The organism is Streptomyces venezuelae (assembly GCF_008642375.1).
GTDB classification, from domain to species: domain Bacteria; phylum Actinomycetota; class Actinomycetes; order Streptomycetales; family Streptomycetaceae; genus Streptomyces; species Streptomyces venezuelae_G.
Genome location: NZ_CP029194.1, coordinates 7,384,338 through 7,410,021, shown reverse-complemented (window position 1 = coordinate 7,410,021; position 25,684 = coordinate 7,384,338). Strand labels below are relative to the sequence as shown.

The 25,684-nt window shown below is 69.7% G+C and carries 30 protein-coding genes; 24 read left to right on the top strand and 6 right to left on the bottom strand.

Features of this window, described 5'->3' with window-relative positions; translation table 11 throughout:
- Window positions 1-97: 97 nt before the first annotated feature.
- The 4 genes from DEJ46_RS33785 to DEJ46_RS33770 form a co-directional block, all read right to left on the bottom strand.
- Window positions 98-865: an SDR family oxidoreductase gene (locus DEJ46_RS33785; RefSeq protein ID WP_150272440.1), complete on the bottom strand. Its 768-nt coding sequence runs from the start codon at window positions 863-865 to the stop codon at window positions 98-100.
- A 29-nt stretch (window positions 866-894) separates the two neighbouring features.
- Window positions 895-1,656, bottom strand: coding sequence for a 3-oxoacyl-ACP reductase FabG (gene fabG / locus DEJ46_RS33780; protein ID WP_150272438.1), 762 nt, complete (start codon window positions 1,654-1,656; stop codon window positions 895-897).
- Window positions 1,657-1,856: 200 nt separating this feature from the next.
- The gene (locus DEJ46_RS33775) at window positions 1,857-2,240 is read right to left on the bottom strand and encodes a DUF3037 domain-containing protein (RefSeq protein WP_055644711.1); all 384 of its coding nucleotides are present in this window, start codon (window positions 2,238-2,240) and stop codon (window positions 1,857-1,859) included.
- Entirely contained in the window at window positions 2,237-3,082 is an 846-nt protein-coding gene (locus tag DEJ46_RS33770; RefSeq protein ID WP_150272436.1) for a HipA family kinase, read from the bottom strand. Before DEJ46_RS33770 ends, DEJ46_RS33775 begins: the two co-directional genes overlap by 4 nt.
- A 587-nt stretch (window positions 3,083-3,669) precedes the next feature.
- Between DEJ46_RS33770 and DEJ46_RS33765 the strand changes: the two genes are divergently transcribed.
- From DEJ46_RS33765 to DEJ46_RS33750, 5 genes are all read left to right on the top strand, one after another.
- Window positions 3,670-4,284, top strand: coding sequence for an AAA family ATPase (locus DEJ46_RS33765; RefSeq protein ID WP_150272434.1), 615 nt, complete (start codon window positions 3,670-3,672; stop codon window positions 4,282-4,284).
- A gap of 137 nt (window positions 4,285-4,421) precedes the next feature.
- Window positions 4,422-5,498, top strand: coding sequence for a pentapeptide repeat-containing protein (locus DEJ46_RS40985; RefSeq protein ID WP_150267088.1), 1,077 nt, complete (start codon window positions 4,422-4,424; stop codon window positions 5,496-5,498).
- Between the two features lie 145 nt (window positions 5,499-5,643).
- On the top strand, window positions 5,644-5,892 hold the full coding sequence (locus DEJ46_RS40805; RefSeq protein WP_317852203.1) for a winged helix-turn-helix domain-containing protein: 249 nt from the start codon (window positions 5,644-5,646) through the stop codon (window positions 5,890-5,892).
- Window positions 5,844-6,089: a winged helix-turn-helix domain-containing protein gene (locus tag DEJ46_RS40800; protein ID WP_317852221.1), complete on the top strand. Its 246-nt coding sequence runs from the start codon at window positions 5,844-5,846 to the stop codon at window positions 6,087-6,089. The genes DEJ46_RS40805 and DEJ46_RS40800 overlap by 49 nt, the downstream gene beginning before the upstream one ends.
- An 11-nt stretch (window positions 6,090-6,100) precedes the next feature.
- Window positions 6,101-6,670: an HD domain-containing protein gene (locus DEJ46_RS33750; RefSeq protein WP_190622676.1), complete on the top strand. Its 570-nt coding sequence runs from the start codon at window positions 6,101-6,103 to the stop codon at window positions 6,668-6,670.
- On the opposite strand, the gene DEJ46_RS33745 is transcribed toward DEJ46_RS33750, so the two are convergent.
- Window positions 6,658-7,131 carry an NUDIX hydrolase gene (locus DEJ46_RS33745; protein WP_150267092.1) on the bottom strand — a complete coding sequence of 158 codons (474 nt, stop codon included), beginning with the start codon at window positions 7,129-7,131 and terminating at the stop codon, window positions 6,658-6,660. The genes DEJ46_RS33750 and DEJ46_RS33745 overlap by 13 nt on opposite strands.
- Window positions 7,128-7,898, bottom strand: a complete 771-nt coding sequence (locus DEJ46_RS33740; protein ID WP_150267094.1) for a helix-turn-helix domain-containing protein — start codon at window positions 7,896-7,898, stop codon at window positions 7,128-7,130. Before DEJ46_RS33740 ends, DEJ46_RS33745 begins: the two co-directional genes overlap by 4 nt.
- Window positions 7,899-8,618: 720 nt before the next feature.
- On the opposite strand from DEJ46_RS33740, the gene DEJ46_RS33735 reads away from it, so the two are divergent.
- The 19 genes from DEJ46_RS33735 (at window position 8,619) to DEJ46_RS33645 (ending at window position 25,606) form a co-directional block, all read left to right on the top strand.
- Window positions 8,619-8,885: a DUF6284 family protein gene (locus DEJ46_RS33735; RefSeq protein WP_150267096.1), complete on the top strand. Its 267-nt coding sequence runs from the start codon at window positions 8,619-8,621 to the stop codon at window positions 8,883-8,885.
- The gene (locus DEJ46_RS33730) at window positions 8,882-9,220 is read left to right on the top strand and encodes a hypothetical protein (RefSeq protein WP_150267098.1); all 339 of its coding nucleotides are present in this window, start codon (window positions 8,882-8,884) and stop codon (window positions 9,218-9,220) included. The genes DEJ46_RS33735 and DEJ46_RS33730 overlap by 4 nt, the downstream gene beginning before the upstream one ends.
- Entirely contained in the window at window positions 9,217-10,221 is a 1,005-nt protein-coding gene (locus tag DEJ46_RS33725; RefSeq protein ID WP_150267100.1) for a DUF2637 domain-containing protein, read from the top strand. The genes DEJ46_RS33730 and DEJ46_RS33725 overlap by 4 nt, the downstream gene beginning before the upstream one ends.
- Window positions 10,218-10,448 (top strand): hypothetical protein, encoded by a 231-nt coding sequence (locus DEJ46_RS33720; protein ID WP_150267102.1) that lies wholly within the window; start codon window positions 10,218-10,220, stop codon window positions 10,446-10,448. The genes DEJ46_RS33725 and DEJ46_RS33720 overlap by 4 nt, the downstream gene beginning before the upstream one ends.
- Complete coding sequence (locus DEJ46_RS33715) at window positions 10,448-10,783, top strand: RRQRL motif-containing zinc-binding protein (protein WP_150267103.1); 336 nt, start codon at window positions 10,448-10,450, stop codon at window positions 10,781-10,783. The genes DEJ46_RS33720 and DEJ46_RS33715 overlap by 1 nt, the downstream gene beginning before the upstream one ends.
- A 14-nt stretch (window positions 10,784-10,797) precedes the next feature.
- Window positions 10,798-11,013, top strand: coding sequence for a hypothetical protein (locus DEJ46_RS33710; RefSeq protein ID WP_150267105.1), 216 nt, complete (start codon window positions 10,798-10,800; stop codon window positions 11,011-11,013).
- 133 nt (window positions 11,014-11,146) lie between these two features.
- Window positions 11,147-11,599, top strand: a complete 453-nt coding sequence (locus DEJ46_RS33705) for a hypothetical protein (RefSeq protein WP_150267107.1) — start codon at window positions 11,147-11,149, stop codon at window positions 11,597-11,599.
- A gap of 17 nt (window positions 11,600-11,616) precedes the next feature.
- Window positions 11,617-12,186 carry a plasmid transfer protein TraA gene (gene traA, locus DEJ46_RS33700; protein WP_150267109.1) on the top strand — a complete coding sequence of 190 codons (570 nt, stop codon included), beginning with the start codon at window positions 11,617-11,619 and terminating at the stop codon, window positions 12,184-12,186.
- Window positions 12,187-12,209: 23 nt separating this feature from the next.
- Window positions 12,210-14,240 carry a plasmid transfer protein TraB gene (gene traB / locus DEJ46_RS33695; protein ID WP_150267111.1) on the top strand — a complete coding sequence of 677 codons (2,031 nt, stop codon included), beginning with the start codon at window positions 12,210-12,212 and terminating at the stop codon, window positions 14,238-14,240.
- Between the two features lie 180 nt (window positions 14,241-14,420).
- Window positions 14,421-14,912, top strand: coding sequence for a hypothetical protein (locus DEJ46_RS40200; protein ID WP_223834649.1), 492 nt, complete (start codon window positions 14,421-14,423; stop codon window positions 14,910-14,912).
- A gap of 12 nt (window positions 14,913-14,924) precedes the next feature.
- Complete coding sequence (locus tag DEJ46_RS33685; protein WP_150267113.1) at window positions 14,925-15,329, top strand: RNase adapter RapZ; 405 nt, start codon at window positions 14,925-14,927, stop codon at window positions 15,327-15,329.
- An 84-nt stretch (window positions 15,330-15,413) separates the two neighbouring features.
- Entirely contained in the window at window positions 15,414-16,286 is an 873-nt protein-coding gene (locus DEJ46_RS33680) for a bifunctional DNA primase/polymerase (RefSeq protein WP_150267114.1), read from the top strand.
- 1 nt (window position 16,287) lies between these two features.
- Complete coding sequence (locus tag DEJ46_RS33675) at window positions 16,288-17,760, top strand: ATP-binding protein (protein ID WP_150267116.1); 1,473 nt, start codon at window positions 16,288-16,290, stop codon at window positions 17,758-17,760.
- 520 nt (window positions 17,761-18,280) lie between these two features.
- Window positions 18,281-18,487, top strand: a complete 207-nt coding sequence (locus tag DEJ46_RS33670) for a helix-turn-helix transcriptional regulator (RefSeq protein ID WP_150267118.1) — start codon at window positions 18,281-18,283, stop codon at window positions 18,485-18,487.
- Entirely contained in the window at window positions 18,484-19,869 is a 1,386-nt protein-coding gene (locus DEJ46_RS33665) for a tyrosine-type recombinase/integrase (RefSeq protein ID WP_150267120.1), read from the top strand. Before DEJ46_RS33670 ends, DEJ46_RS33665 begins: the two co-directional genes overlap by 4 nt.
- A 171-nt stretch (window positions 19,870-20,040) precedes the next feature.
- A complete protein-coding gene (locus DEJ46_RS33660; RefSeq protein WP_317852220.1) occupies window positions 20,041-21,894 on the top strand; it encodes a tetratricopeptide repeat protein in 1,854 nt (617 codons plus the stop codon).
- 380 nt (window positions 21,895-22,274) lie between these two features.
- Complete coding sequence (locus tag DEJ46_RS33655; RefSeq protein WP_150272430.1) at window positions 22,275-23,537, top strand: Nramp family divalent metal transporter; 1,263 nt, start codon at window positions 22,275-22,277, stop codon at window positions 23,535-23,537.
- A 193-nt stretch (window positions 23,538-23,730) separates the two neighbouring features.
- Window positions 23,731-24,561: a helix-turn-helix domain-containing protein gene (locus tag DEJ46_RS33650; RefSeq protein ID WP_150272429.1), complete on the top strand. Its 831-nt coding sequence runs from the start codon at window positions 23,731-23,733 to the stop codon at window positions 24,559-24,561.
- A 253-nt stretch (window positions 24,562-24,814) separates the two neighbouring features.
- Window positions 24,815-25,606 (top strand): BTAD domain-containing putative transcriptional regulator, encoded by a 792-nt coding sequence (locus DEJ46_RS33645; protein ID WP_150272427.1) that lies wholly within the window; start codon window positions 24,815-24,817, stop codon window positions 25,604-25,606.
- Window positions 25,607-25,684 lie beyond the last annotated feature (78 nt).

Genomic DNA, 25,684 nt, shown 5'->3' with positions numbered 1-25,684 from the left:
GTCAGGTCAATCTTCGAGTCTGACGGGGCACTTGCGTCATTCGACGTATAACCGGGTCCAATCCGGACACGAAATCCGGAAAGTGTCCGATTATCGGTCAGCCGACTCCGGCGTTCAGGAAAATCCCACCGTCGACGACGAGGGTCTGGCCGGTGATCCACTCCGACTGCGAGGAGGTCAGGAAGGCGGCGGCGCCTCCGATGTCCGAGGGGACGCCGAGCCGGCCGAGCGGGTAGGCGGCGGCCGCCTCCGCCTCACGGCCCTCGTACAGCGCCTGCGCGAACTTCGTCTTCACGACGGCGGGGGCGATGGCGTTGACCCTCACGAGTGGCGCGAATTCATGGGCGAGCTGAAGGGTCAGATTCACCATCGCGGCTTTGCTCATGCCGTACGCGCCGATGAAAGGAGAGGCGGACACGCCGGCGATCGAGGCGATGTTCACGATCGCACCGCCGTGATCCTTCTGCCAGGCGTGCCAGCTCCGCTGGGCGAAACCGAGCGCGGAGATCACATTGGTCTCGAAGACCTTGCGGGCCACTCCGAGGTCCAGATCGGCGATGGGACCGAAGACCGGATTCGTGCCGGCGTTGTTGACCAGGAAGTCCAGTCGGCCGAACCCGTCCATGGCCGCCTCGACGGCCGCGGCCTGGTGGGCCAGGTCGTGGGCCTTGCCGGGGACGCCGATGACCCGGTCCGCGCCGAGCCGGTCGACGGCCTCCTTGAGGGCCTCCTCGCCGCGCCCGGTGATGACGACCCGGTCGCCGCGGGCGACGAGCGCCTCGGCGATGCCGTAGCCGATGCCCCGGCTCGCGCCGGTGACGAGTGCGACCTTGCCGGAGAGCTCCGGCTGTTCGTTCGCGGTCATGACCGCCTCCTCTCCTTGCGTCCGGTAGGTCAGTTGAGGGGGCCGCCGGCCACGTACATGACCTGGCCGGAGACGAAGCCGGCGTCGTCGCCGGTGAAGAAGGCGATCGCGTTCGCGACGTCCTCGGGGCGGCCGACCCGCTGGACCGGGATCATGGAGGCGGCGGCGGCCTGGAAGTCCTCGAATCCCATGCCGACGCGCTCGGCGGTCTGCGCGGTCATCTCGGTGACGATGAAGCCGGGGGCGACGGCGTTGGCGGTGATGCCGAACTTGCCGAGCTCCTTGGCGAGCGTCTTGGTGAGGCCCTGCAGACCGGCCTTGACGGCCGAGTAGTTGGCCTGGCCGCGGTTGCCGAGCGCCGAGGAGGAGGAGAGCGAGACGATCCGGCCGAAGCCCGCGTCCACCATGTGCTTCTGACAGGCCTTCGACATCAGGAAGGCACCCTTGAGGTGCACGTTCATGACGAGGTCCCAGTCGGACTCGGACATCTTGAAGAGCAGGTTGTCGCGGAGCACGCCGGCGTTGTTGACGAGGATCGTCGGCGCGCCGAGCTCGGCGGCGATCCGCGCGACGGCGGCCTCCACCTGGGCGCCGTCGGAGACGTCGCAGCCGACCGCGAGGGCGGTGCCGCCCGCGGCGGTGATCTTCTCGACGGTGTCCTTGCAGGCCGCCTCGTCGAGGTCGAGTACGGCGACGGCGCGGCCCTCGGCCGCGAGGCGGAGCGCGGTGGCGGCGCCGATGCCTCGTGCGGCACCCGTGACGACGGCTACGCGCTGCTCGGTGGTGGACATGCTTGGTTCTCCTCGCCCTTGGATCGTCCCTGATCGCGGACGGACCGAGCGCGCCGCTCAGGCGTCCCGCACATGAGCGACCGCTTAGTATCGTCCGCAGAACGAGACGCTAGAAGCGATGGCACCCGGTGTCAACGGCCCACCGGGTGCCCCAGGTCACGCCCTGTGGTGAAACGGCGACGCACGCCCGCGCCGCGGGCTCAGCGCACCAGCAGATCGAGGAGGCGCTCCACCTCGGCCTCCGGGTCGGCGGTGAGACCCGTGTGCACGGGGCCCGGCTGCACGACCGTGGAACGCGGCGCGATCAGCCAGCGGAAGCGCCGGCCCGCGTCGTCGCGCGCGGCCTGCCCGGCGTCGTCGCCGCCCAGGCAGACCCCCTCGACGGCGCGCAGTGCGGCCCGGACGCCCATGACGTCCGCCGCCGGGTCGAGGACCGCCAGTTTGGCCTCGTCCAGATGGGTGCGGGCGGCCACGTAGGACCGGGCGCGGCAGTAGACGACCACGCCCGCGTTGAAGCACTCGCCGCGCTCGACCCGCGGCACCACGCGCAGCAGCGCGTACTCGAACACATCGCGCTGGGTCACGTGGTGCTGTCCTTCTCGGTGGAGTGCGTCCGGGGCGCGAGGCGCTCGGCCAGCCAGCCGGGCGGCTGCTGGGGCCGGTTCTCGGTACGGGGGCCGAGCGTGATCCGCTCGTGGATGGTGGCGGCGCGGGGCAGGAGCGCGTCGACGTAGGCCGCGCGCACCTCGTCGGTGCGGGAGAACCCGGGCTCGTCGACGAGCCACTCGTCGGGTACGTCTGCGGCGACCTCTTCGAGCAGCTCGCGGGTGACGAGCGGCGCGAGTTCGGCGGCCGCGGCGGCGACGTCCGGCGCGAAGGGCGCGAGCGCGTGGTCGGAGGCGTCGTACGGCTTGGCCGCGGAGGCCTGCGCGCCCGGCCAGTTGTGGTGCCAGATCATCGTGGCGCCGTGGTCGATGAGCCACAGGTCGCCGTGCCACACCAGCATGTTCGGGTTCCGCCAGGACCGGTCCACGTTGTTGATCACGGCGTCGAACCAGACGACCTTGCCGGCCTCCTTGGGGTCGACCTCGTACGCCAGCGGGTCGAAGCCCAGCGAGCCGGGGAGGAAGTCCATGCCCAGGTTGAGCCCGCCGCTCGCCTTGAGCAGCTCCTGCACCTCCTGGTCGGGCTCGGAGAGACCGATGACCGGGTCGAGCTGGATGGTGACGAGCTCGGGCACGCGGAGCCCGAGCCTGCGCGCGAGCTGTCCGCAGACGACCTCGGCGACGAGGGTCTTGCGGCCCTGGCCCGCGCCCGTGAACTTCATGACGTAGGTGCCGAGGTCGTCGGCCTCGACGATCCCGGGAAGCGAGCCGCCCTCACGCAAGGGGGTGACATAGCGGGTCGCTGTCACTTCTGTAAGCATTTCCCCAGGCTATCCATTCATTCAGCCGGTCCTGGTCCTCCTCGGCCAGGAGGCGCCGGGGAGCGTCCGCGCTGCTCCGGGAGCCGGGATCCACCGATGACGGGGCTGGCCGTTTCGGCCATGTCATACGTATTACCCCGTTATATCCGCCAGGTCGCACATGCGGCGCTCGCACCGGCAGCGTTCCGCTTCCTCCGCGCCTTCCCAGGTCAGCGAAGCACCGGCCGTCCGGCGCAGCCCTCCGACGCCGACGCCGTCCGCGCGGGGCGGCCCTGTCGGGGAAGGGCAACATCTGAGCCACTTCCCACGGGTGAACTGGTGTGAATAAGCCAGTGTCTTCCATTGGTGCAGGCCACGGTGAGAGCCTGGTAAGAGACAGCAGCACTTGCACCTGTGACTCGGTCGGGAATTGAGGCCCTCTTGACATCGGATCGCCCTTGAAGGAAAACCGCTTGGCCCCTTCCTGGCCCTCTGCCTATCACCCATGAGACTGCCGGGCATTTCACCGTCCGTGACGCTCGCGATTTCCGTTTGATTCGGTATCCCGTCGACCGAGACCATCATTCCAGGGAAAGGGGGCAGTCGTCGTGGAGAAAAGCGGCATGCCGTCACCGTTCGTCGAGGAACTGCAGCGTCTGCTGACTCAGCGACACATGTCCTGGCGTCGCCTCGCCGATCTCATCAGCTACCACCCCAGCTGGCTGAGCAAGGTCCGGCACGGCGCCCCTCCTTCGGCCAGTCTGGTCAGACGCTGCGACGACGCACTCGAAGCCGGCGGAAAGCTCATCGCACTCGCCGCGGTGAAGTCCGCGCAACGGCCGGCCCATCTGCCACCGCCGCTGGCCGGTTTCGTCGGCCGGGGAGTCGAGCGCCGGCGAATCCGTGACGTTCTGCGCCAGGCCGGCACGGCGCAAAGCACCCCCGTCGTCTCGATCGACGGACCGCCCGGGGTCGGCAAGACCGCACTGGCGCTCCGCTGCGCCGACGACATCATCAGGTCGGAACCCGACGCCTTTCCCGACGGCCAGCTCTACGCGGACCTCAAAGGGTATTCAAAAACAGGACTCTCTGCGCTTCCCGCGGAAATCCTCGAAGAGTTCCTGACCTCCCTCGGAGTTCCGGTCCAGGAGATCCCGGCGAGGACCGAGCGAAGGGAGAAGCTTTACAGACTACTGACGTTGCGTCAAGTGCATAGTGGCTGACCTGCACTTGAACGACTCAGGCACTCCTGCCGAGAAGCTGTCGTCCATGCACCGTCCAGGCAGCCCCCAGACTCTGGTCGAGGCGTCCCTACGCGCCCACTACCTTTCGACGGCGCAATGCGCTGAGATGGCGCGTCATGAGACTACGCACACGCCTCCGGGGGCGCTTGCAGAGACGGCCTCGCCAGTCCCACCGCTCGCCAGTGACCATGGCCGTAGTTCTAGGAGTTCCAGCAGCACTCGGCCTAGTCCTTCTACTACTGGGCCCTCTCACTTGGGTAATAGCTGGCGATTCCGTCAGGAATCTTGACGGTAAAGAGCAAGTCGACGCGTTGAACGCCACACGCCAAACGGTGCTAGCAGCCACAGGAGGAATAGTTCTTGCACTTGGCTTGGCATACACTGCCCAGACTTATCACCTCTCCCAAAGGGGACAAGTGACCCAGAGATTCAGCACAGGGGTCACTCAACTTTCTTCCGAAAAGCTCGAAGAACGACTGGGAGGGGTTTTCGCTCTGGAGCACATCGCAGCAGAGTCGCCACAAGAGCACCTCACAGTCATCACCACACTTGCAACTTACGTTCGGGAGCACACACGCCGCAGCGGTCGCTCATATCCGTCACCCCCCGATACCACTGAGGACTGGGAAAGCCTGCTTCCAGAATGGGGCACCGAGCTCCCATCAGACATTCAGGCAGCCATGGAAGTACTCGCCCGCCGACCGGAAAGAACCGAACCTCGCCGCATTGATCTACGGCACACGAACCTTTCCGGACTGATGATGCGAGAGTTCGAGTTCGAGTCGCGGCCCCGGCTCACCCGAATGTTCTTGACCTGGTGCGACCTGCGCCGCGCCGACATGCGGGGGGTCGACCTGAGGGGTTCAATCCTCAACACATCCGACTTGAGCGCTGCGTGGCTAGATCGCGCCCAACTTGCGGGCGTGCAATTTTCTTCAGCCAGACTATGTGGTGCGAGACTAGGTGGCGCCGACATTCTCGGAGCTGATTTCTGCTTGGCCGACCTGAGAGATGTTTCGGGGCTAACAGCGGCACAGCTCTCAGGCGCAGTAATAGATGAAGCAACCAAGCTACCCGAAGAGCTCGAAAGGGATCCATGGGTAATTGCTCGGCGATCGTTCTGTCGCACTTGGCGCGAAACTCATGGTGCGTTTTCAACGCCCCCGCCCACCCCTGCCCCGGCAGGGTGCTAGCCGCCACCCGCTACGCGCAGACCCCGGGTAGGAGTCGGCAGGCTACCTGACCCTAAAATCTATTAGGCACGCATACAGCGGTTGCCGGCCACCTTGAACGCTGCCGTCCAGCGCCTGCGGGTGCGGAACTCAAGAGGAGACCCACGTGGCAAATTCCAGCCCGCGCGGAACCTACCTGCTCATCGCGGCAGCGCTGCGTAAGAGGATCGAAGACGGTGAGGTGCGCTCTGCCCTGCCATCCGAGACTCAACTTATGGCAGAGCACTCCGTGTCCAGGAACACGATCCGCCGCGCTCTCAAGGTCCTGGCAGACGATCGCGTGATCAGGTCCACGCCCGGCGTCGGCTGGCAGGTGGGGGAGGCAACGAGCAGCGGCCGCTTGCTGAACGCCTGATCGATCTCATCACCGAAGACTCTCTGGCGATCGGTGACGCCTACCCATCGGAGTCAAAGCTGTGCGAACGATTCCAGGTGTCCCGGACTGCCGTTCGCCGTGCCCTAGGCCAGTTGGAGGGGAGCGGTCTGCTTGAGACCACTCATGGAAAGGGACGCAAGGTACGCGGTCTCCCAACCTCGCCTGAGCAGCCGTAGCCTTGGCGACCATGGGGTCTACTGCGTGGGCGTACTCACTCTCCGAATCGCTGCTGTCCGAGCCGTTGCCGCGCCGCTGGGCGCATTCCCTCGGCGTCGCCAAGCGGGCCCGGTCCCTGAGTCCGATCCTGGGGCGGGACGCTGAGCTGCTGGAGGCCGCTGCCGTACTGCATGACATCGGCTACTCCCCCTCCATCGCCGCCACCGGCTTTCACCCGCTCGACGGGGCCCGGTTCCTCCGGGACCAGGAGGGCGCCGACGAACGGGTCGTCCGGCTTGTCGCCCATCACTCCTGCGCGCTCCTGGAAGCCGAAGAGCGAGGGCTCCGGCAGGAGCTGGAGACAGAGTTCGCGCTGGAGCGGCCCGAGCTGGTGGACGCGCTCATCGTGTCCGACATGACGACGACGCCAGACGGCGAGCACACGACGCCGGCAGCCCGGCTGGACGAGATCGTGCAGCGGTACGGCCCGGACACGATCGTCGGCCGGTTCATTCAGCGGGCGGCTCCGGAGATCCACGCCGCCAACGAGCGGGTGGAAGGGCGGATGGCCGCAGCCGCGGCGAACGCTCAGCCGATGTAGGGCTCCCGGTGTGCCCGGTCCAGGCCGTGCCGCATGCGCAGCCGCATGGACGGGTGGATGTCCAGGTCATCGAGGTCCGCCGGGTCCACCCAGCGGACCTCTTTCGACTCGCTGCTCGTACGGAGAGAGCCACCAACCGGGTGGGCCCGGAAACAGATCGAGAACTGCTGCCGCACCTCGCCGTCGTCGTACGCGAGCACGTGCTCAGGGTCGGTGTAGAGCCCGACGATGCCGTCCACCACCACCTTGACCCCGGTCTCTTCCTCCACCTCGCGCACGGCTGTGTCGGAGATCCGTTCGCCGATGTCGTGGCCGCCGCCAGGAAGCGCCCACAGGTCGTTGTCGGTCTTGTGGATGACCAGGAGTCGCCCAGCGCCGTCACGGACGACCACCGTCACCGAAGGCACCACCGAGTTGGCCTTCGGGGCCTTGGGGTCACGGAAGTAGTCGATCCGGCTCATGCGCTTGAACCTCCCAGGTCGGTGGGCGAGGAGATGGGCCGCGCGGTCTCCCAGACCCGCTCGATGCTCTCAGCGTAGGCATCGAACAGTTCGCCCCCGGGGATGCGCTGAATGTGCAGGACCGGAGCCATGTACGCGCCCACGCCGTACAGGTGCCCGTTGGCCAGCATCTCGTCGTCGGCCCGGTAGATGGAGTTGTAGAGCGTCGTGGAGTGGAGCCGGAACTCCACGCCGGGGAGCCCGAACAACGGCGCGTAGTTGACCAGCGCGTTGCGAATCTTGCTCGCCATCGCGCCCCCGATCCCCTCGTCGCCGCCTCGTACCGCGACCGCGGCCGAGTCGGGGTCTCCGAGCATGAACCGCACCGGGACGCCGGCCGCCGACTTCTCCTTGACGACCTGGTGAAAGGCAGCGTCCTCCGTGAGCCAGAAGCCCGAGTAGACCAGCACGTCGAAGTGCCGCGTGGCCCTGGCGTAGAGCTGCGGCCAGAGCCGGTTCGGCACGACGGAGCGGTGCGGGTACAGCTGCACCAACTCCGCGTTGCCCGCTTCGGTGACCTCAGCAGACGTCCGCTCCTCCGGCCACAGGTAGGACATCTCGCACTGCAGGAGCGAGGCCGCGGCGTACTTGAAGCGACGGTACGGCTGACGCTTGGGCTCATTGATCCAGCGCTCGACAGTCTTCGCCGAGACCCCCAGTCGCTCTGCGACTTGATCGAGCGTCATACCGCTCTCGATGATCGCGCCGCGTAGTCGCTCATTGGCCATGTCGTGCTCTCCCCCCGACGGGACGACTTGGGACGACTTTCACCGTAGCGAGTCGTCTCGGAGCCGTACATGCGCGGAGTCCAGCGTCTGCCCTGATCAAGCCAAGCTGGACACATCGAACGGGACGGACTCGCAAACCCCGAAGAACCAAGGGACTTGACGATGCGAATCCTTCTCAGCATGATGAGGAACAGGTAGTACATGTACCTCATGGGGCTTCGGTCCGGTGAGGTGTGCTGCCCACGAGTTCAGGGCGGGGACGCTGCAATCCCGCTAAAGGCCAGGTAGGACGCAATGGGCTTCGGCCCGACTGGCGAGGTGGCCCGGCGACCGCGAGCAACGGCCGGAGAGTGGGGACACAGGTCCCCCTTGCAGTGCTTCATCCCGTCCGACCCAACCCGAGGGGGCCTCGATGTACCGACGAACGCTCTGGGCGCCGACCGTGCTGGACCGGCACGACGGCCACGCCCACACCGCGTCCTCCTGATCCGCCGCCGCTTCGGCGCACCGGGCTATCCGGTGATTCGCGGACGTCATGCCACCCGCGCAGCGGTTGCTGCGGCCGGTTGCCTCCTCCGCCCGTCCGGACCCCGAACGCGGGGCGCCGTACGGACGGGGTCGAGGGGAGCCGGAGATTCCTGGCTCTAACGGCGAGACCCCCCGGTGTTCGAGCACCGGGGGGTCGTTTCGGGCCGTTCCTGTCTGAGAGGAACACACCCAATGCTGTCCATCGCTGCACTTCAGGCCGCTGTTACGGCCACTCCGTTCGACGGTGAGCCGTCAGACGCGGAGCTGGACGCGATCGAGACCGAGATGCCGCTGATCCTGGCGGACGTCGAGCTGCTCGACGCGGTGATCAAGACGCTGGACCGTCCGGCCACCAAGCTGGACGAGCGGCGGATCCGCCGGGCCCGTCACCGGGTCGTGGCGGCCCGGCGGGACCTCACCAACCGCGCGGGCATGGTGCGGACGGGCGGTGCCGCGTGAGCCCGCTGACGCTGGCGGATCTGTCCGCCCCGCTGATGACCCTGCGGATGCTGGGAGCGGAGTTCCCGCACCTGCCGGCGCCGTGCGTGACCGTCTCGACGGTCTACCCGGAGCGGTTGGAGCTGTCGTTCCACGATGACTTCGCCGGTTTCGAGGCGTGGCGCGAGGCCTTGAACATCGCTCCCGAGAGCGTCGTTCATCGTGTTCAGGTCGGCGGTCAGACCGGCGTGCTGCGCGTTCGCGCGACGTTCGCCGGGGCCGAGCTGGAGCTGACCGGCTACGCGAAGGTCCCGGCCCTGGAGCCGGTGCTTTCGGGGGCGGGGGCCGTGTCGTGAACGGTGTTCAGATCCGTTCAGCGGAGCGGGCCCTGTCGGTGGGCACGTGGCTGATCGTGTCCGGAGCGATGCTCTACTCGGTCCTCACGGTCACGCCGCTGATGGCCGCCCACACCGCTGACGAGTGGGACTGGACATCGCCGATTCTGCCGCTCGTGGTGGACGCGGCGGTCGTGATCGTGGTCCGCCTCGACTCCGTCCTCGCCCGCCTCGACGGGCACGGCGGCAGGTGGCCCATCGCGCTTCGCTGGATGACCGGCTGCATGACCCTGGCGCTGAACGTCGCAGACTCCGCCCTGAAGAAAGACCTGGTCGGGGTGGCAGTGCACGCGGTGGCGCCACTGCTGCTGATCGTTACGGCTGAGACCGGCCTCGCCTACCGCCGGGCCATCACGAACGCGCTCACAGCCGTACAGGAGCGTGAACGGGCCGAGCGTGAGGCGCGCGAGAGGGCGGCTGTCGAGCGGGCCGAGGCCGTCGAGAAGCGGGCCCGTGAGGCGCGGGAGTTCGAGGCTCGGATGGCGCGTGAACAGCGTGAGCACGAAGCCGCCCTTGCCCGTGAACAGTCCGATCGGGAAGAGCGCGCACGGCGTGAGGAGCGCGAGCGGGTCGAGGCCGTCGAGAGGGCGGAGCAGGCCGAGCGTGAACGCCGTGAGCGCGAGCGTGAACAGCAGCAGATCGAGCGTGAACGCCTTGAACGCGAGGCCGCCGCACGCGCCGAGCGGGAGCGCCGGGAGCGGGAGGCGGCCCGGCTGCGTGAACAGCGCGAGCAGGCCGAGCGCGCCGAGCGTGAACGCGCTGAACTCCTCGCCGCCGGCGCCGCGAGCGGGAAGCAGTCGGAGGAGCTGGCCCGCAAGACCGTGGTCGCCGCCTTCCACGCAGGGGTGCCGGTGCGGCAGGCCGCCGAGCTGTGCGGCTGGTCCGTCGGCTGGGTCTCCACCCGCTACCAGGAACTCCGCGACAACGCCCCCGCCCGGTCCCTGGAAGGAGCCGCGCAGTGAAGCTCTCCCCGAACACCGCCCCGCCCGAGCCCGCCAACCTGCTGATCCGGTTCCACAACCAGACCGGGGCCGCCGTCGACGTCACCGGCAACCACAGCTCCTACTCCTGCCGGTGGTACTGCCACGGCTGCGGCGAGAAGTCCGGCGGCGACTACGTGAAGTACACCCGCAGCGCGGCGAACGAGCACGCCGTGGCCTGCCGGGCGTCCTACCACCGGCTTTCCTGATGGCGGGCCTGCCCGTCTACCGCTGGCGTCTGGCGCCGGAGGGGCTGGCGACGTTCCGGCAGCTCCGTGCGCTCGGGCTGCGGCCGGCCGGTCAGCCGGTCGTGGCCCAGCTCGAACGCCCCCGCCGTCGGCGCGACCCTCTGGTCGCGTTCCTGTACCGGGTCGACCTGGCGCTTCCGGTCCGGCCGATGACGCCCGCGCGGTGGGCGGCGCTGGAGCGGGCGAACGCGGCGCGGCGGGTCTGCCCGGAGTGTGGGCGGGACGCCGGATACCGGATCCCGTCCTCGCTCGGCATGTGCGTCCCGTGTGCGGACGCTCCCCACATCGCTGCCTGACCTGGAGGTTTGCCATGCAGAACACTCAGCGCCAGGGATCGCACATGTACGTGCTGACCTTGCAGAACAGGCACGGTGCGACGTGCACGTTCACCGGTACCCACACCCCGCCTGAGGGGTGGACCCGGTTCGACGTGCACGACCAGCTCCGGGCCGAATCGGTCCGCAGCTACCCCTCCATGGAGGGCGCGACGGTCCTGTTCTTCTCCCTGGAGCCCAACACCCTCTGACCGGCACCGCCCCGTGGCCGCCTCGCCAATCGGCGCGGCGTCCACGTCCATCTCTCCGCACTTGTAAGGGAGTTGAGTCGTGTCCCGACGTTCCCGCCCTCGCACGGTGAAGGTGCCCCAGGGTGCCACGACCGTGCATATCCCGAGGCAGCGCGGCCGCCAGGCCGCCGCCCCGGTCGTCGTTCTCGTCCCCGAGCAGCCCCGCTCGCTCTCCGCCCGCGCCGCGCGGGTGGTCGGCGGCTGGGCGTGGCGCCACCGCGCCGCGTGGGCCCCATCCGGTTTCGCCGTTCTCGCCTTCGCGGTCACGGCCGTCGTGCACATGATCGCGCCGTGGATGGCCTGGGTCCTGGCCGCCGCGACACTCGCGCCCGCCGCCGGCCTGTGGTGGGCCCGCCGCAAGCGCCCCGAGGTCCTCGGTGAGCGGCCCGCCCGCCTCCTCGCGCTCGCCGGGCTGACCACGGCCGCGCTCGGCTGGGCCGCCGGCATCGTGCACTTCGGCCCGCTCGCGGAGCTGCTGGCGTGGCTGTGGCTGCTGCTCGCCGCTGCCGCGCAGGTCTTCTGGATCGTCGTCCGTCGCTCGAACTGACCTGAGGAGATCCCGTCATGGCTCAGATCCCCAACGGGCGGCGCACCGCCCGACCCCAGCAGCCCCGGACCAATACCAACCGCTCGAACGGAAATAAGTCGGACAAGTTCGCCAACGCCGGCGCCGCCGTCGGCGGGTTCGTCGGCGCGATGGGCGGCTCGTTCGTCCCGCCGGTGAACGTCAACGTCAGCCGCACCACCGTCAACGGCAACGGCGGCCGTCGGCCGCACTCGCAGGCGCTGATGCCGGAGCCGGACTTCAGCTCTCCTTCGCAGGTACGGGCCTACTGCAACCACCTGCGCGCCACCGCCGTCGCGCTGTCGATCGAGGTCGCGATGGGCGCGGAAATCCTCAAGAGCGTTCTCGCGGCTGTCCCGGACCCCGACGGCCGGATCGGCGGCTCGCGGATCCGGGCCGCGAAGGTCGCACGCAAGCTCCAGAAGTCCGCCGACGAGCTGCGCAACGCCGCCAAGCTCGCCGCCTCCACCTACGCGGTGTTCCAGCAGGAGTACCAGGAGGAGATCAACCGCGTCCGCCACCACGCCCGCCCCCGCCCGCAGCAGCGCATGAACTGGACACAGCAGTAGAGCAGTTGAAAGGAGGTCCGGTCATGGCCGGACGCAACACGACCATAGACGTGCTGGACGACGACGCCCGCGGCTCCGGCGGCGGCACGATCGCCCGCTACCTGCTCCACCGTGCCAAGCCCCACCTGCCGCCGTGGCTCGGCGTCGCCGGAACCGGCGTGGCCGGACTCCTCGGCAACCTGCGGTGGGCGGACAGCGCCGCCGCCGGCGTCGGCCTCACCGCCGTCTCCGTCGCCCTGACCGGCGCCACGTGGTGGATCGGCCGGTCCAGCTCGCAGCAGCGCCGCCTGCACTCCGCCATCACGGTGGCAGCCGGATCGGCGTGGCTGACCGGCGCCTGCCTGGCCGGACCGACGGCGGGGCCGCTGGACGACCTGTACCTGATGGGCGGCGCGGCACTCGCGCTGTCGTGGAACGTGCGCATGGTCATGCGCCGCACCGACGAGACCCCGACCGCGACGGGCGGAGACAAGGGGCTGCTGGAGAAGGTCGGTCTGGCCAGGGCCGCGATCGGGTCGACGAAGGTCGAGCCGAACCGGGTGACCGCTCAGATCGCGCTGGAGCCGGGCGAGCAGACCACCGAAGACGTGGCCAAGGTGCTACCCCGGCTCGCCTCCGCGCTCGACCTGCCGACGACCGCGCTGCGGTTCATGCCGAACGCGGACTCCGCCCGCCGGGGCGAACTGGTCATCGTCCCCGAGGACATGCTCGCCGAGGTCCTGGAGTACGACGGCCCGACCCGGCTCGGCGGGTCAATCGCGGACCCGCTGGTCATCGGCCGGTACGACGACGGCTCCCCGCTCGTGCTGTGGCTCCCGGGCGACCCGGAGGTGGGCCGCAACGCGACTCACCTGCTGATCGCGGGCGGGACCGGCTCCGGCAAGGGCGACGGCGCCCTGAACGTCCTGACCGAGATCGTCTCCCGCACGGACGTCAACGTACTGCTCTCGGACCCCAAGTCCTTCCAGGACTTCCGGCCCCTCCTCCCCGCCTTCGACTGGGCAGAGGAGGGCGGGCCCGGTACGGAGGCGATGGTGGAAGCGCTCCAGGCCGCCATCCCCGCCCGGACCCGCTGGCTCGGTGCCCACCGCTACCGCCAGTGGACCGTCCAGGCGGCCGGCAAGCAGACAGACCCAGCGCACTCCTGCCGCACCGACGGCACCGCGTGCGGCTGCGAGGGCATGGCCTACCTGGTCGCGTGGTTCGAGGAGGCCGCGAACACCCTGCGAGCCCTCGGAGACGACGCGTTCACCGGCATCGCCCAGGAGGCCCGCGCCGCCGGCGTCTCCCTGATCGTCTCCCTCCAGCGCCCCAGCTACGACCAGATGAGCACCAGCACCCGCGCCTCCCTGCCGTCCGTGCTCGCGTTCGGCTGCGACCCCCGCGACGAGGGATTCGCGCTCCCCGAGACCGTCCTCGACGCCGGGGCCCACCCCGGCGCGTGGGGCAACCGCCGCCCCGGCTACTGCTACCTCGTCTCGGCGGGCATCCCCGAGGACCGCTACCCCGCCCCGGGCCGCACGCGACGCTTCACCACCCGCTCCATGGACGTCATGGAACAGCTCGCGGACTGGGCCGCCGCCAACGGCGCCCCGATGGACCTGGTCACCGCCCGGGCCTTCGAGGCGACCGTCGGCAACGCCTACACCCACCGCACCCGCCACACACCCGACACCGCCCCGCAGCCGCGGGCGGTGGACGCCGAGGAAGTGAACGCGGGCATGCTGCTCGACCCCGAGGACGATGGCATCGACCCCGACGCCGACCTCCCCGGCGACGAACTCGGCGATGATGCACCGCTGTTCGGCGCGGACCCGGGCCGCAAGCCCACCCCGGAGGAAGCGCGGCTCCTGTTCGAGGAGGCGCTGGAGGAGTTCGAGGAGGAGGGCCGGATGATCGTCGGCCCGAAGGACTTCTCCGACTGGTGCGAGACCCACGGCTACAGCCGCCCCTGGATCTCCGCCCGCTTGAAGGACGCCGCCCTCGACGGCCGCCTGGAACCGACGAACCAGTCCGGCCGCTGGCGGATCGTCCCCGCCCTCGCCGCCGCCTGACACCCCGCGTGACGCCTGACACCGTCACGGGCCCCTGACACCCAAACCCTTAGGCGGGAACGGGTGTCACGCGCCCTGACACCGGCGCCTGACACCCTCTGACACCTGCCCTGACACCCGGCACACGGGCCCGTGACACCCACCCGTCACGGGCCCGTGCCATACCCCCGAGGAGACGCCATGCCCTACCCCGAGCAGCCCCCCGGGCCCACCGCCGTCCACTACCCCGTCCCCCTCCACCCGGCCGCGAGCGCCCCGCTCGCCACGGTCACGCCGACCGGTCTCCCGGCGGTCCAGAGTGTCCAGCTCCCCGACGGCCGCATCGTCACCGGCTACACCCTCACCCCCGCCCCGCCCGTCCCCGCGATCACCCCCGGAGCGGTGCCCGCGTGGGCCAAGACCACGGCCCTGCTCGCCCCCACCGTCGGCGGCGGGATCACCGCCGCCGGCATCGGACTCTCCTACGCCGCCCCGGGACTCATCGCCATGAGCCACGCCCTCTGGTCCGCCGCCGCCCTCGTCGTCGCAGCCGTCATCGCCGTCCCCGTCCTCCTCCGGACCGCCCGCCGAGCCACCGGCAGCAACCGCGGGGGCGGGTCGACGCACATCACGCAGAACGTCACCGCGACCGGCCTGTTCGGCCGCGCCAACGGCACCATCAACCACCACTGAGGAGCCCCACCGATGGCCAGCATCCGCATCACCTCCTACGGCACCGGACACAACGACGCCCCCACCGCCCCCGACCCCGTCGTCGTCGACACCACCGCCCTGCGCAACCCGCCCGACGACCCCGCCGTCCGCGCCCGACTGACGCAGCTCACCGGACGGCACGCCGACGTCGCCGCCTACGTGCTGGCCACCCCCGGCGCACACGACCTCATCGACAACGCCCGCCGCAGCATCGAGCAGCGCATCGAGGGCGGCGAGCAGCGCATCGACGTCCACGTCCACTGCTACGGCGGCCGACACCGCTCCGTCGCCATCGCCGAACTCCTCGCCGTCGACCTCTCCGTCCTCGACGACTACGTCCACATCCACCACCGCCACATCGACCAGCCGATCCTCCCCGCCCGCACCACCGCCTAGCAGCACGAAGGGCGGCCCCCGTCTCGCCAAAGCCGGGGCCGCCCTCGTCTACCAGCACCGCTCAGAGAACTGGAGATACCAAGCATGACCCATGCCATCCCGATCCGGCGAGACGCCCGGACCGGTCACCTCAATGTGGCCCTGCGGCTGGCCGCCGACGGACTGCCGGTCCTGCCACTGCGCGCCGGGAAGGGCCCGTTCGGCAACTGCCGGAACTGCGCCAACAACGCGTGCGGCGGACGGCCGAACATGAAGACCCCCGGCCCCTGCCAGTGCCCGTGGCCGTGCCACGCCTGGGCCGCCGCCACCTCCGACCCCACCACCATCACCTCCCCGGCCTGGAAGACCGCGTGGAGGTACGCCGGGACCGTCGGCTATCACCCCGGCGGCGCCGGGGTGACCGTGGTCGACCTCGACAACACCGAGGCCGTCGACTGGGCCCGGGAGAACCTGCCCCCGACCCGGACCGTTGGCACGACGCGCGGCGAGCACTGGATCTACCAGGGCACCATGCGCTCCGTGAACGGCGTCCGCGAGGGCGTCGACCTCAAGTCCACGATGTCCTACGCCCGGTGGCTCGGCCCCGGCACCGGCACCATGACGCCGCTGCCGGAGGTCGTGCTCGCGCTCGCCGAGAAGGAGCCCACCGCCATCCGGCCGACGCCACATGCCGTGACCGTGCCCCTGCCTACCGGAGGCGGGGAGTGCCGTCACCGCTCGCCCTCCTACCTGGAGCGTGGCATCGCCATGGCGGAGCAGCGCATCACCGATGCCACCAGCGCGGTCCACGCCACCGTGTACCGGACGTTCCTCGCGGTGCTGTCCGCCCATGGCCGGTGCGGCTGCCTCACCGAGACCCACATCGGCCGGCTGTTCACCGCCGCGCAGGCCAAGGGGGAGTCTCCCCGGCACTGCACGGACGCCTGGACCAACGCCCGTTCCGCTCTGGGCATGTGACATGGCCGAGGACGAGAAGAATCCGGCCCGCGAGGTCATCACCGACTACGCGCAGGAGCATTTCCGGTACTTCCGGACCGTCGACGGGACCGTATACGCGCAGAAGAACGGTCACCCCGTGGCCCGTCCGATCCGCTCCCAGGGAACGACGGGCAGCCACCGGCAGGAACTCATGGTCGGACTCTTCAAAGACGGGTTCGGCGTATTCAACGGCACCGCACTCAAGGAGGCGTTGGACTTGATCGAAGCACTTGCTCTGACCGAGGACGTACAGCCCACCCACATCCGCGTCGCCCCCGGATTCGACGGCGCAACCTGGCTCGACCTGGGCCGCGACGACGGCAAGTCCGTCCGCATCCACCCCACCGGCTGGGAGATCCTCACCCCCGACCCGCGCGAGGTCTGCTGGCGCCGCACCCAACTCACCGGGGAGCTGCCCCTGCCGGTCGAGAAGACCAACGGCAAGGGAATCGACTTCCTGATGCGGCTGTGCAACTTCGCCAGCGCCCAGGCCGAGAGCCTGGCCCTCGCCTGGCTGATCGGCTGCCTCGGGCCGTCCGCGCCCGTCCCCGCCCCCTTCCTCACCGGGCCCCAGGGTGCGGGCAAGTCCACCGCCGGCCGGATGCTCGTGCGGATCATCGAGGGCATGAGCGGCGACCTGCGCCGCGCCCCGAAGGACGAGGAAAACCTGATCACGGCCGTCGCCGCCGGATGGGTCACCGCCCTGGACAACCTCTCCCACCTCGGCCCGGACCTGTCCGACCTCATGTGCTGCATCGTCACCGGAGCCGAGACCATCAAGCGCGCCCTGTTCACCGACGGCGACGTGGTGCGCTCCCGCTACCGCCGCCCCCTGCTGCTGACCGGCATCGACGTCGGCGTCATCCGCCCCGACCTCGCCGAACGCCTCCTCCCGCTGCGTCTGGAACGCCCCCTCGTGCGGCGGACGGAGGCGGAGCTGTGGGCGGAGTTCGAAGAGGTCCTGCCGATCATCCTCGGGTCCGTGCTCGACCTCGCCGTCAAGGTCCGCGCCACCGAGGCCGACATCCCCACCGACCTGCGCATGGCCGACTTCGCCCATCTCTGCGCGCAGCTCGACGCGGCCACCAGCATGGGCGCGCTGGACGCCTACCGGGCCAGCCTCGACGACCTCAACGACGACGTCATCGAAGGCGACCTGCTCGCCCAGACCGTCCTCAAGCACGCGGCCGGCATCGAGCCCGGCACGGAAGTCCGGATGACGTCCGCCGAGTGGCTCCACGGCCTCACGCAGCTCTACAGCGGCGAGGACTTCCGTCCCCTGCCCAAGGGCTGGCCCACCACCGGCAAGGTCCTCTCCGACCGCCTCAAGCGGCTTCAGCCCGTCCTGGCTGCACGGGGAGTCCTCGTCGACTGGGGCCGTACCCGGGCCGCCCGCTACATCGAGATGACCCGCCAGACGCCCCCGGCCGACGAGCAGTCCCCGATGTTCTAGCCCAGCGCGACCGCGACCGCTCGCGCACAAGCAAGAGGAGCACCCCCGCCCGGCACGGCGTGCTCCTCTTGCTGTTCCGGCGGCTTGCCGCCGCTGCAAAGGACGTGCCGCTTTGCGGCTCCTTCTTCGCGTTCTAAGGCACGCACCACAACGAAGGCCCCTCTCTCTTTTCCTAAGAGGAGAGACGCTGCGTCACCTACGTCACCAACGGCTAAAAAACCGCCCGTGAGCTGCGCCGACAGCGGTGACGCAGAGCCCCGGATCCTGCGTCACCCCGCGTCACCCGCGTCACCGGTGACGGAGACGTGCGTCACCGGTGACACAGCCCGCTAACGCCTGCGTCACCGAAAACCGCAGGTCAGGCCCGTAAATGACGCGGATGACGCCGTGACGCAGAAATCCCCACCTCGGACACACGCGGGCCACCACGAAGCCGCCCAGCCCACTGCCGCGGCTCGCTTCAGCCCGCGCACCGCCACGGAGACCACGCCGCCCGACCACGCCCCAAGGAGGGGACCCGATGGCCCGCACCGCCCGCCGCCGTCAGCCCGCCGACGAACTGGTGTCGCTGACCGACGCGCTCGACGAGCTCCGCATCACCCGAGCCACCTACTACCGCTGGCGCAACCGCGGCTACGCCCCCGAGATGCAGCGCCTCCCCAACGGACACCTGCGGATCAGCCGCAGCAAGCTCGACGCCTTCAAGAACGAACTGGAGATCGCGTGACCGACTGGAGCTACACCGTGCGGATCTGGAGCATCCGCAAGCGGCCGTACCGCAAGCCGTACCAACTCCGCTGGCAGGTCGGCACGAAGCCGCACTCCGAGTCCTTCCTGACGCTCGGGCTCGCGGAAAGCCGGCGCGCGCAGTTCATCACCGCGACCCGCGAGGGCGAGCCCTGGGACATCGACAGCGGCCTGCCGAAGTCGATGGTCCAGAAGGCGAAGGACATCTCCTGGTACCAGCACGCCAGGAACTACGTGGAGATGAAGTGGGACCACTCCCCCGCCTCCACGCGCCGGAACCTCGCTGAGGCCATGGCGACCGTGACCATGGCGCTGCTCAAGGACACGAAGGGCATGGCGGACCACAAGGCCGTACGCCGCGCGCTCTATACCTGGGGCTTCAACGTGAACCGGTGGAAGGAGGAGACCCCGGAGGACGTGGCCTCGCTGCTCTCGTGGGTGGAGCGGAAGTCCGTCCCCACGTCCAACCTGGCGGATCGGATCCTCGTTCGCCGGGCCCTGGACGCCTGCACCCGGCGGCTGGACGGCAAGACGTCGGCCGGCACCGTCATCGCCCGGAAGCGGGCCATCTTCCACCAGGCCCTCGGGCTCGCCGTCGAAGCCGAGCTGCTGAGCGAGAACCCGATCCCGGCGATCAAGTGGAAGGCGCCCGAGAAGGTGGAGGAGGAAGTGGACCCCGAAGCCGTGCCGGACCCCGAGCAGGCCGCCGCGCTCCTGGCCGCTGTGGGAAAGCAGGGCGCCCGAGGGCGGCATATGGAGGCATTCTTCGGGTGCATGTACTACTCCGCCGCCCGGCCAGGCGAGCTGGTCGGGCTCCGGCTCCAGGAGTGCGACCTCCCCCGACGCGGCTGGGGGCTCATCCGGCTTCGGGAGAGCAGGGCGCGCTCCGGAAGCTCCTGGACGGACACGGGCGAGGCTCATGACCGGCGCGGGCTCAAGCACCGCACCCGGAAGGCCGTCCGGCACGTGCCGATCCCGCCCGAGCTCGTGGCGATGCTCCGGTGGCACGTCACGCTGTACGGCACCCACGCCGACGGCCGGCTGTTCCGGACCGCCCGCGGCGGCATGGTCCAGGAGAGCGGATACGGGGAGGTCTGGGCGGGCGCCCGCGGGGACGTCCTCACGCCCGCCGAGCAGGAGACCAAGCTGGCCAAGCGGCCGTATGACCTTCGTCACGCGGCCGTCTCCACCTGGCTCAGCTCGGGAGTCGAGCCGCAGCTCGTCGCCCAGCGGGCCGGCCACTCGACGGGGGTCCTGTTCCGGGTCTACGCGAAGTTCCTGAAGGGTGGCGACGAGGCTGCCAACGCCAAGATCTCCGCCCGGTTGAATCAGCACCGCGCGAGCGGTCCCGCGACCGCCTGAATGGCCTACGGCCGCAGCCCAGGGTGTGACCCTGAATCCCGTCCACGGCCCGTCCAGACACCCTGGTAGACCCCGGGATTCAGCGAGACACAGCGAGACAGTCGACCCCTTGTCTCACTTACACACGCAAACGGCCCCTGATCGCGTTTCCGCAGATCAGGGGCCGTTCTTATCGCGTGGCGACGCCAGGATTCGAACCTGGGTAGGCTAAGCCGACGGATTTACCGCTCGCTCCTCTCCTCTCGGCGCATGTTGATTGTGCTCGACAATGTGGCCTCGTCGGAGCAGGTGGAACCCCTGCTGCCGGGGGCGGCCGGATGCGCGGTCGTCCTGACGAGCCGCCGGAGGCTCGGTGGACTCGCCATGCGCGTGGGGGTGGAGCGGATCCTCCTGCGCCATCTCTCCCAGCCGGAGAGCGTGGAGGTCCTGTCCTCGGTCATCGGCACCGTCCGCACGACCGCCGAGGCCGAGGCCGTCACGGCCCTGACGGAGCTGTGCGGGCGTCTCCCGCTGGCCCTGCGGATCGCCGCCGACCGGGTGGCGGCCCACCCCCATCACCCGATCGGCGAGCTCGTGGAGGAGCTGGCGGCCGAACGGCACCGCCTCGACGGTCTCGCCGTCCACGACTCGGTGACCGTCCGCTCGGCCTTCGAGTGGTCCTATTGCGACCTGAAGCCCGAGGAGGCCCGGACGTTCCGCTTCCTCAGCCTGCACCCCGGCCCGCACACCAGCGTGGCGGCCACCGCGGCGCTCATCGGCCGGCCGGTCCTGAAGACCCAGCAGCTCCTGCAACGGCTGCACGAGGTCCACCTCCTGGAGGGGGTGACGTTCAGCCGCTACCGCTTCCACGACTTACTCCGGCTCTACGCCGCGGAGCGCCTCGCGTCCGACGAGGAGGACCACGACCGTGCCGCGGCGGTGGGCCGGCTCGCCGACTGGTACCTGCACTCCAGCCTCGCGGGCGTACGGACACTGGCGCCGTTCCGCCACACCATCCTGGAACTCCGGGCATCCACCAGCCGCGCCACCCCGCTCGGGTTCGACGACGACGAGGCCGCGCTGCAGTGGTTCGACACCGAGGCCGCCAACTTCGCCCGGGTCGTCCGGCTCGCCATCGACCACGGCTTCCACGACACGGCCTGGAAGCTGGCCGTCAGCCTCTACGACTACTTCTGTCTGCTCCGTAAGCCCGGAAGCATCTGGCTGGGCATCATGAAGGTGGGGCTGGAGGCGGCACGGGCCTCCGGTGACCGGTTCGCCGAGGGCTGGCTGGAGACCGGGACGGCCGAAGGGTACCGGTGGCAGCGCCAGTACAAACGGGCCCAGCAGCACTTCGAGCGTTCCCTGTCGGTGTGGCGGCAGGTCCGGAACCGGCACGGTCAGGCGTGGACGCTCGGCGGGATGGGCTTCCTCGCCGCCGACCAGAGGGACTGGGACGAGGCCCACGCACGTGCCCAGGAGGCGAGGTCCCTGTTCGCCGGGCTCGACGACCACGACGGATCCGCCTCCGTCCTCCTCACGCTCGCCGACTCCTACCACGGCTGGCACGACGACGAGCAGGCGCTGCACACGCTGGGCAAGGCCCTGGACATCTTCACGGAGATCCGGAACCACGACGGGCAGGGCCGGGCACTGACCAAGATGGCGGGGATCCACACCGCCCAGGGACACCACGAAGCGGCGCTCGCCTGCCTGGAGCGAGCCCTGGAGACCCTCAGGGCGGCCGGGGCCCACGGCGGCGAGGCGGACTGCCTGTACCGGCGCGGGCAGGCGCTGGAGAGCCTGGGCCACAGGAACCGGGCCATCGCCTCCTGGAAGGCCGCGCTGAGCCTGTACGAGGAGCTCGCCGACGGCCGGGTGGCCGAGCTCCGCGCGCGCATCGAGTGGGCCCGCCGCGCCCCCGAGGCGGCGGGGGAAGCGAGCCGGCCGGACGGGCTGCAGCGGTACTCCACGTGCCCGCCGCTGTCGCGGGACGAGGCCTGCGGGAGGCTCCCGCTGCGGACCGAGGCGCACTGCGCGTTCTGACGAGATCCCGCCCGCCCGGCGGTCACGTGCCACCCACGTGACCGCCGGGCCTTTTCGTGATGCCCGCGAGAATCCGCAGAACGCGGCCGTGCGTCCCTTTTCGGCGCGGGCCCTTCGAATCCCGGTACTCGACCGCCCGCTGCACGTGCACGCACACCTTCGCCTGCACGTGCACACGCCATTGCATCGGCAAAGGACTCGACATGGGCATCGGCATCTGCATCAACATCCACGCCGGAGCGGCGGGCACCGGACGGTGTTTCCCGGAACCCTCAACGGGCCAACTCTTGTTGGCGGTCCTCCCCCTCATGTCGCATGGAGTCGCAGGTGATTCGTGATTCCCGTGGTGACCGCCTATTCGGAGGAGCGCTGTTCCGCTGATGACCGATTCGTCGTCCCTCGCCTATGGGGCCGGGACCCCAGCACCGCCCAGAAGTCTCCGGTCCCGCCTCGGAACGGCCTATGGATTCCTGGGGTCCGCGTTCGTCGTCGCGGTCGCCTACATCGACCCCGGGAACTTCGCCACGAACATGACCGGCGGCGCCCGCTACGGGTACCTCCTGCTGTGGGTCATCGCGTCGGCCAGTGTCGCCGCGGTGTTCGTCCAGTACCTCGCCGCGAAGCTGGGCATCGCCACCGGACGCAGCCTTCCCGAGCTGTGCCGGGAGCACTACCCGCGGCCGGTCACCTACGGCCTGTGGATCCAGGCCGAACTGGTGAGCATGGCCACCGATCTGGCGGAGTTCGTCGGCGCGGCGGTGGCCCTCAACCTGCTGTTCGGCGTGCCGCTGCTGCCCGCGGCGCTCATCACGGCCGCGGTGTCGCTGGTGATCCTGATGCTCGCGCCACTGCGCCGACGGCGCTTCGAGACCGTCATCCTCGCGCTGATCCTCCTGGTGTCCGCCGGCTTCGCCTACCAGGTGTTCCGCTCGGGTCCGCCGGCCGCCGCGGGAGCGGGCCTGATCCCCGGCTTCGCGGGCACGGACAGCATCCTGCTGGCCACGGGCATGCTCGGCGCGACGGTGATGCCGCACGCCATCTACCTGCACTCGGCCCTCACCCAGGAGTACCACGGAGGCTCGACCGCGGCTCGCAGGAAGGCGCTGCGCTCCATGCTGAAGGGGCTCGTCTGCGCCCTCGGCATCGCCGCCGTGATCAACGCTTCCATGCTGATCGTCGCGGCGGCCTCCCTGCACGGGACGGCCCTGCCGCACGAATCCCTGGGCGACATGCATTCCGGGCTCGGCGAGGTCCTCGGCAGCGACACCGCCCTGGCCTTCGCCCTGGCCCTGCTGGCCTCGGGCATCGCCTCGTCCAGCGTCGGCACCTACGCGGGCCAGGTCATCCTGTCGGGGTTCCTGCGGGCGCAGATTCCTCTGCTCCTGCGCAGACTGCTGACGATGGCGCCGCCCCTCGCTATTCTCGCGGTCGGTACGGATCCCACCCGGGCCCTCATCATCAGTCAGGTCGTGCTGTCCTTCGGGATCCCCTTCGCACTGATACCGCTCGTCCTGTTCGGCCGCCGCAGCGATGTGATGGGCTCGCTGACCAACCGGCGGCTGACCACCGCGACCGGCATGGTGGTGTCCCTGGCGATCTCCTGCCTGAACGTGTTCCTCCTCCACCAACTGCTGCTGGCCTGAGCCGTTCCCGCCGGCGTCGGACCGCGGCCCGCACGGTGAGCCGGCTCGCTGTTGCCCGAAACAGTCAACAGGTCAACACTTGGCCCGCCCCTCGTCACCGTGCCAGGTTCGACAGAAAGCATGTGAGGGTCCGCCACCGCTCGGTGCGCGGTGCTCACCTCTGGAACCCTCGTACGGTGGAGGTCTTCTGTCCGTGGTCGCACCCCGTCACCTTCAGGTCTACCGCCGGAGCCGGTGCGAGGGCGGCGTCCCGCCGAATCCCCTCGCCCACGAGCCGATCCGTCCGGAGGGCGGAAGACAGGCGGTCCGCGGCGAACGCGTCGCCTCCCTGCCCGTGCTGTCCCCGTCCTTCGGCGCCGGCCGGATCCTCGGCCACAGCCACGACGGGGTCAAGGAGCTGCTGAGCCTCGACTCGGCATGCGACCGCATGCACGAGGTGGCGGCCGAGAGCAAGGACGAGGTCGTCGCCATGCTGCCCGGTGGCGGCCGGCCGATCCTGGAGCTGCTGGAGTGCGAACCTCCGCTGCTCGCCCCGGGACTCCCGACCCGGCTCCTCTTCCAGCACACCGCCCGGTTCGACAGCGCCGCACGGGAGCAGGCCGAGGTGCTGATCGGGACGGGGGCCCTGATCCGTACGGTCGCGCCGCCGTTCGGTCAGCTGATCGTCTTCGACGCCGCCACCGCCTTCATCCCCGTCACCGAGGACGAGGGGAGTGCGGTGGCGGTGATCCAGGACGCCACCGTCGTCTCCTTCCTGTACTCCTGCTTCGGACGCTCCTGGGCCGGCGCCCGGGACTTCGCTCCGGGCCTCGGCGAACTCGACCTGATCAGCGACGACCTCAAGGGCGAGATCCTCCAGATGCTGATCAACGGCGCCAAGGACGAGACGATCGCCCGCAGGCTCGGCCTGTCCGTGCGCACCTGCCGGAAATACATCGCGCAGCTCATGCAGAAATTCGGAGCCGTCACCAGGTTCCAGCTCGGATATGCCGTGAGCCAGGGGACGGTGCCGACCGAGGGCTGACGGATCCGACGACAGAGTCCAGGCGTGCAAGAGTGCGTGCCTGGACTTTGTCATGTCCGCCCGGACTCCGTCATGTCCGCACACTTACGGCCCAGTTGCTGAGACGGATGTGCAGCTTCATGAACGATTCCGATGTGGACTGCGCCAAATTCCCCACGCATAATTTCAAGTGCGAACTACGAGGAGTTGACTATGCCTCAGTATTTCAACTGGTTCTCTTGCGTCGGGAAATTCCACCCCATCGAGGTGGGTCATGCGGTTTGAAGTGTTGGGCTCGGTGCAGATCCGTGACGGTGACCGCACCGTGCCGTTGGGCGGAGTACGGCACAGCGCGACGCTGGCCTTTCTCCTGCTGCACAGCAACGAAGTGGTCTCCATCAGCAAGCTGATGTCCGCCGTGTGGCCGGCCAGAGTGCCTCCCACGGGACGTCAGATGCTGTACAACGCGATCTTCCGGCTCCGTACGATCCTCTCCTCGTACGGTGGTGGGGCTGAACTGCTGCACGAGGGGCCTGGTTACGTGCTCCACGTGCGGGACGACAGCCTCGACGTGCGGCAGTTCCAGGCCCGGGTGGCCCGGGGTCGGAGCGAGCTCGCGGCGGGGCTGTGGGGCGAGGCCTCCGACACCTTCCGTGACGCGCTGGGTCTGTGGCGGGGTCCGGCGCTGGCGGACCTGGCCGAGCACGGCTACTCGTGGCCGGAGTCCACGGCCCTCGACAACGCCCGTACGGCAGCGCTGGAGAGCCGTATCGAGGCCGACATCGCCCTGGGGCGCTACCGGGACGTCATCGGCGACCTGGAGGGGCTCGTCGCGGCCGAGCCGCTGTGGGAGCAGGCCTGCGGGTGGCTGATGCAGGCGCTGTACCACTCCGGCCGACAGGCCGACGCGCTGAGTCTCTACCGGCGCACCCGGGCGGCGCTCGTCAGCCAGCTGGGTCTCGAACCCAGCCCGCAGCTCCGGGCGCTGGAGCGGGCGGTGCTCAGTCACGACCTGGAGTACGCGAGCACCGCGCCGGTGCTCCACGGGGGTTGCGCGCGTCCCTGAACCGGCCCGCCGCCGGCTCCGCCCGTCCGCACGACCCCGTACGCACCATCGCGTACGCACCACCGATCGCCCACGGCC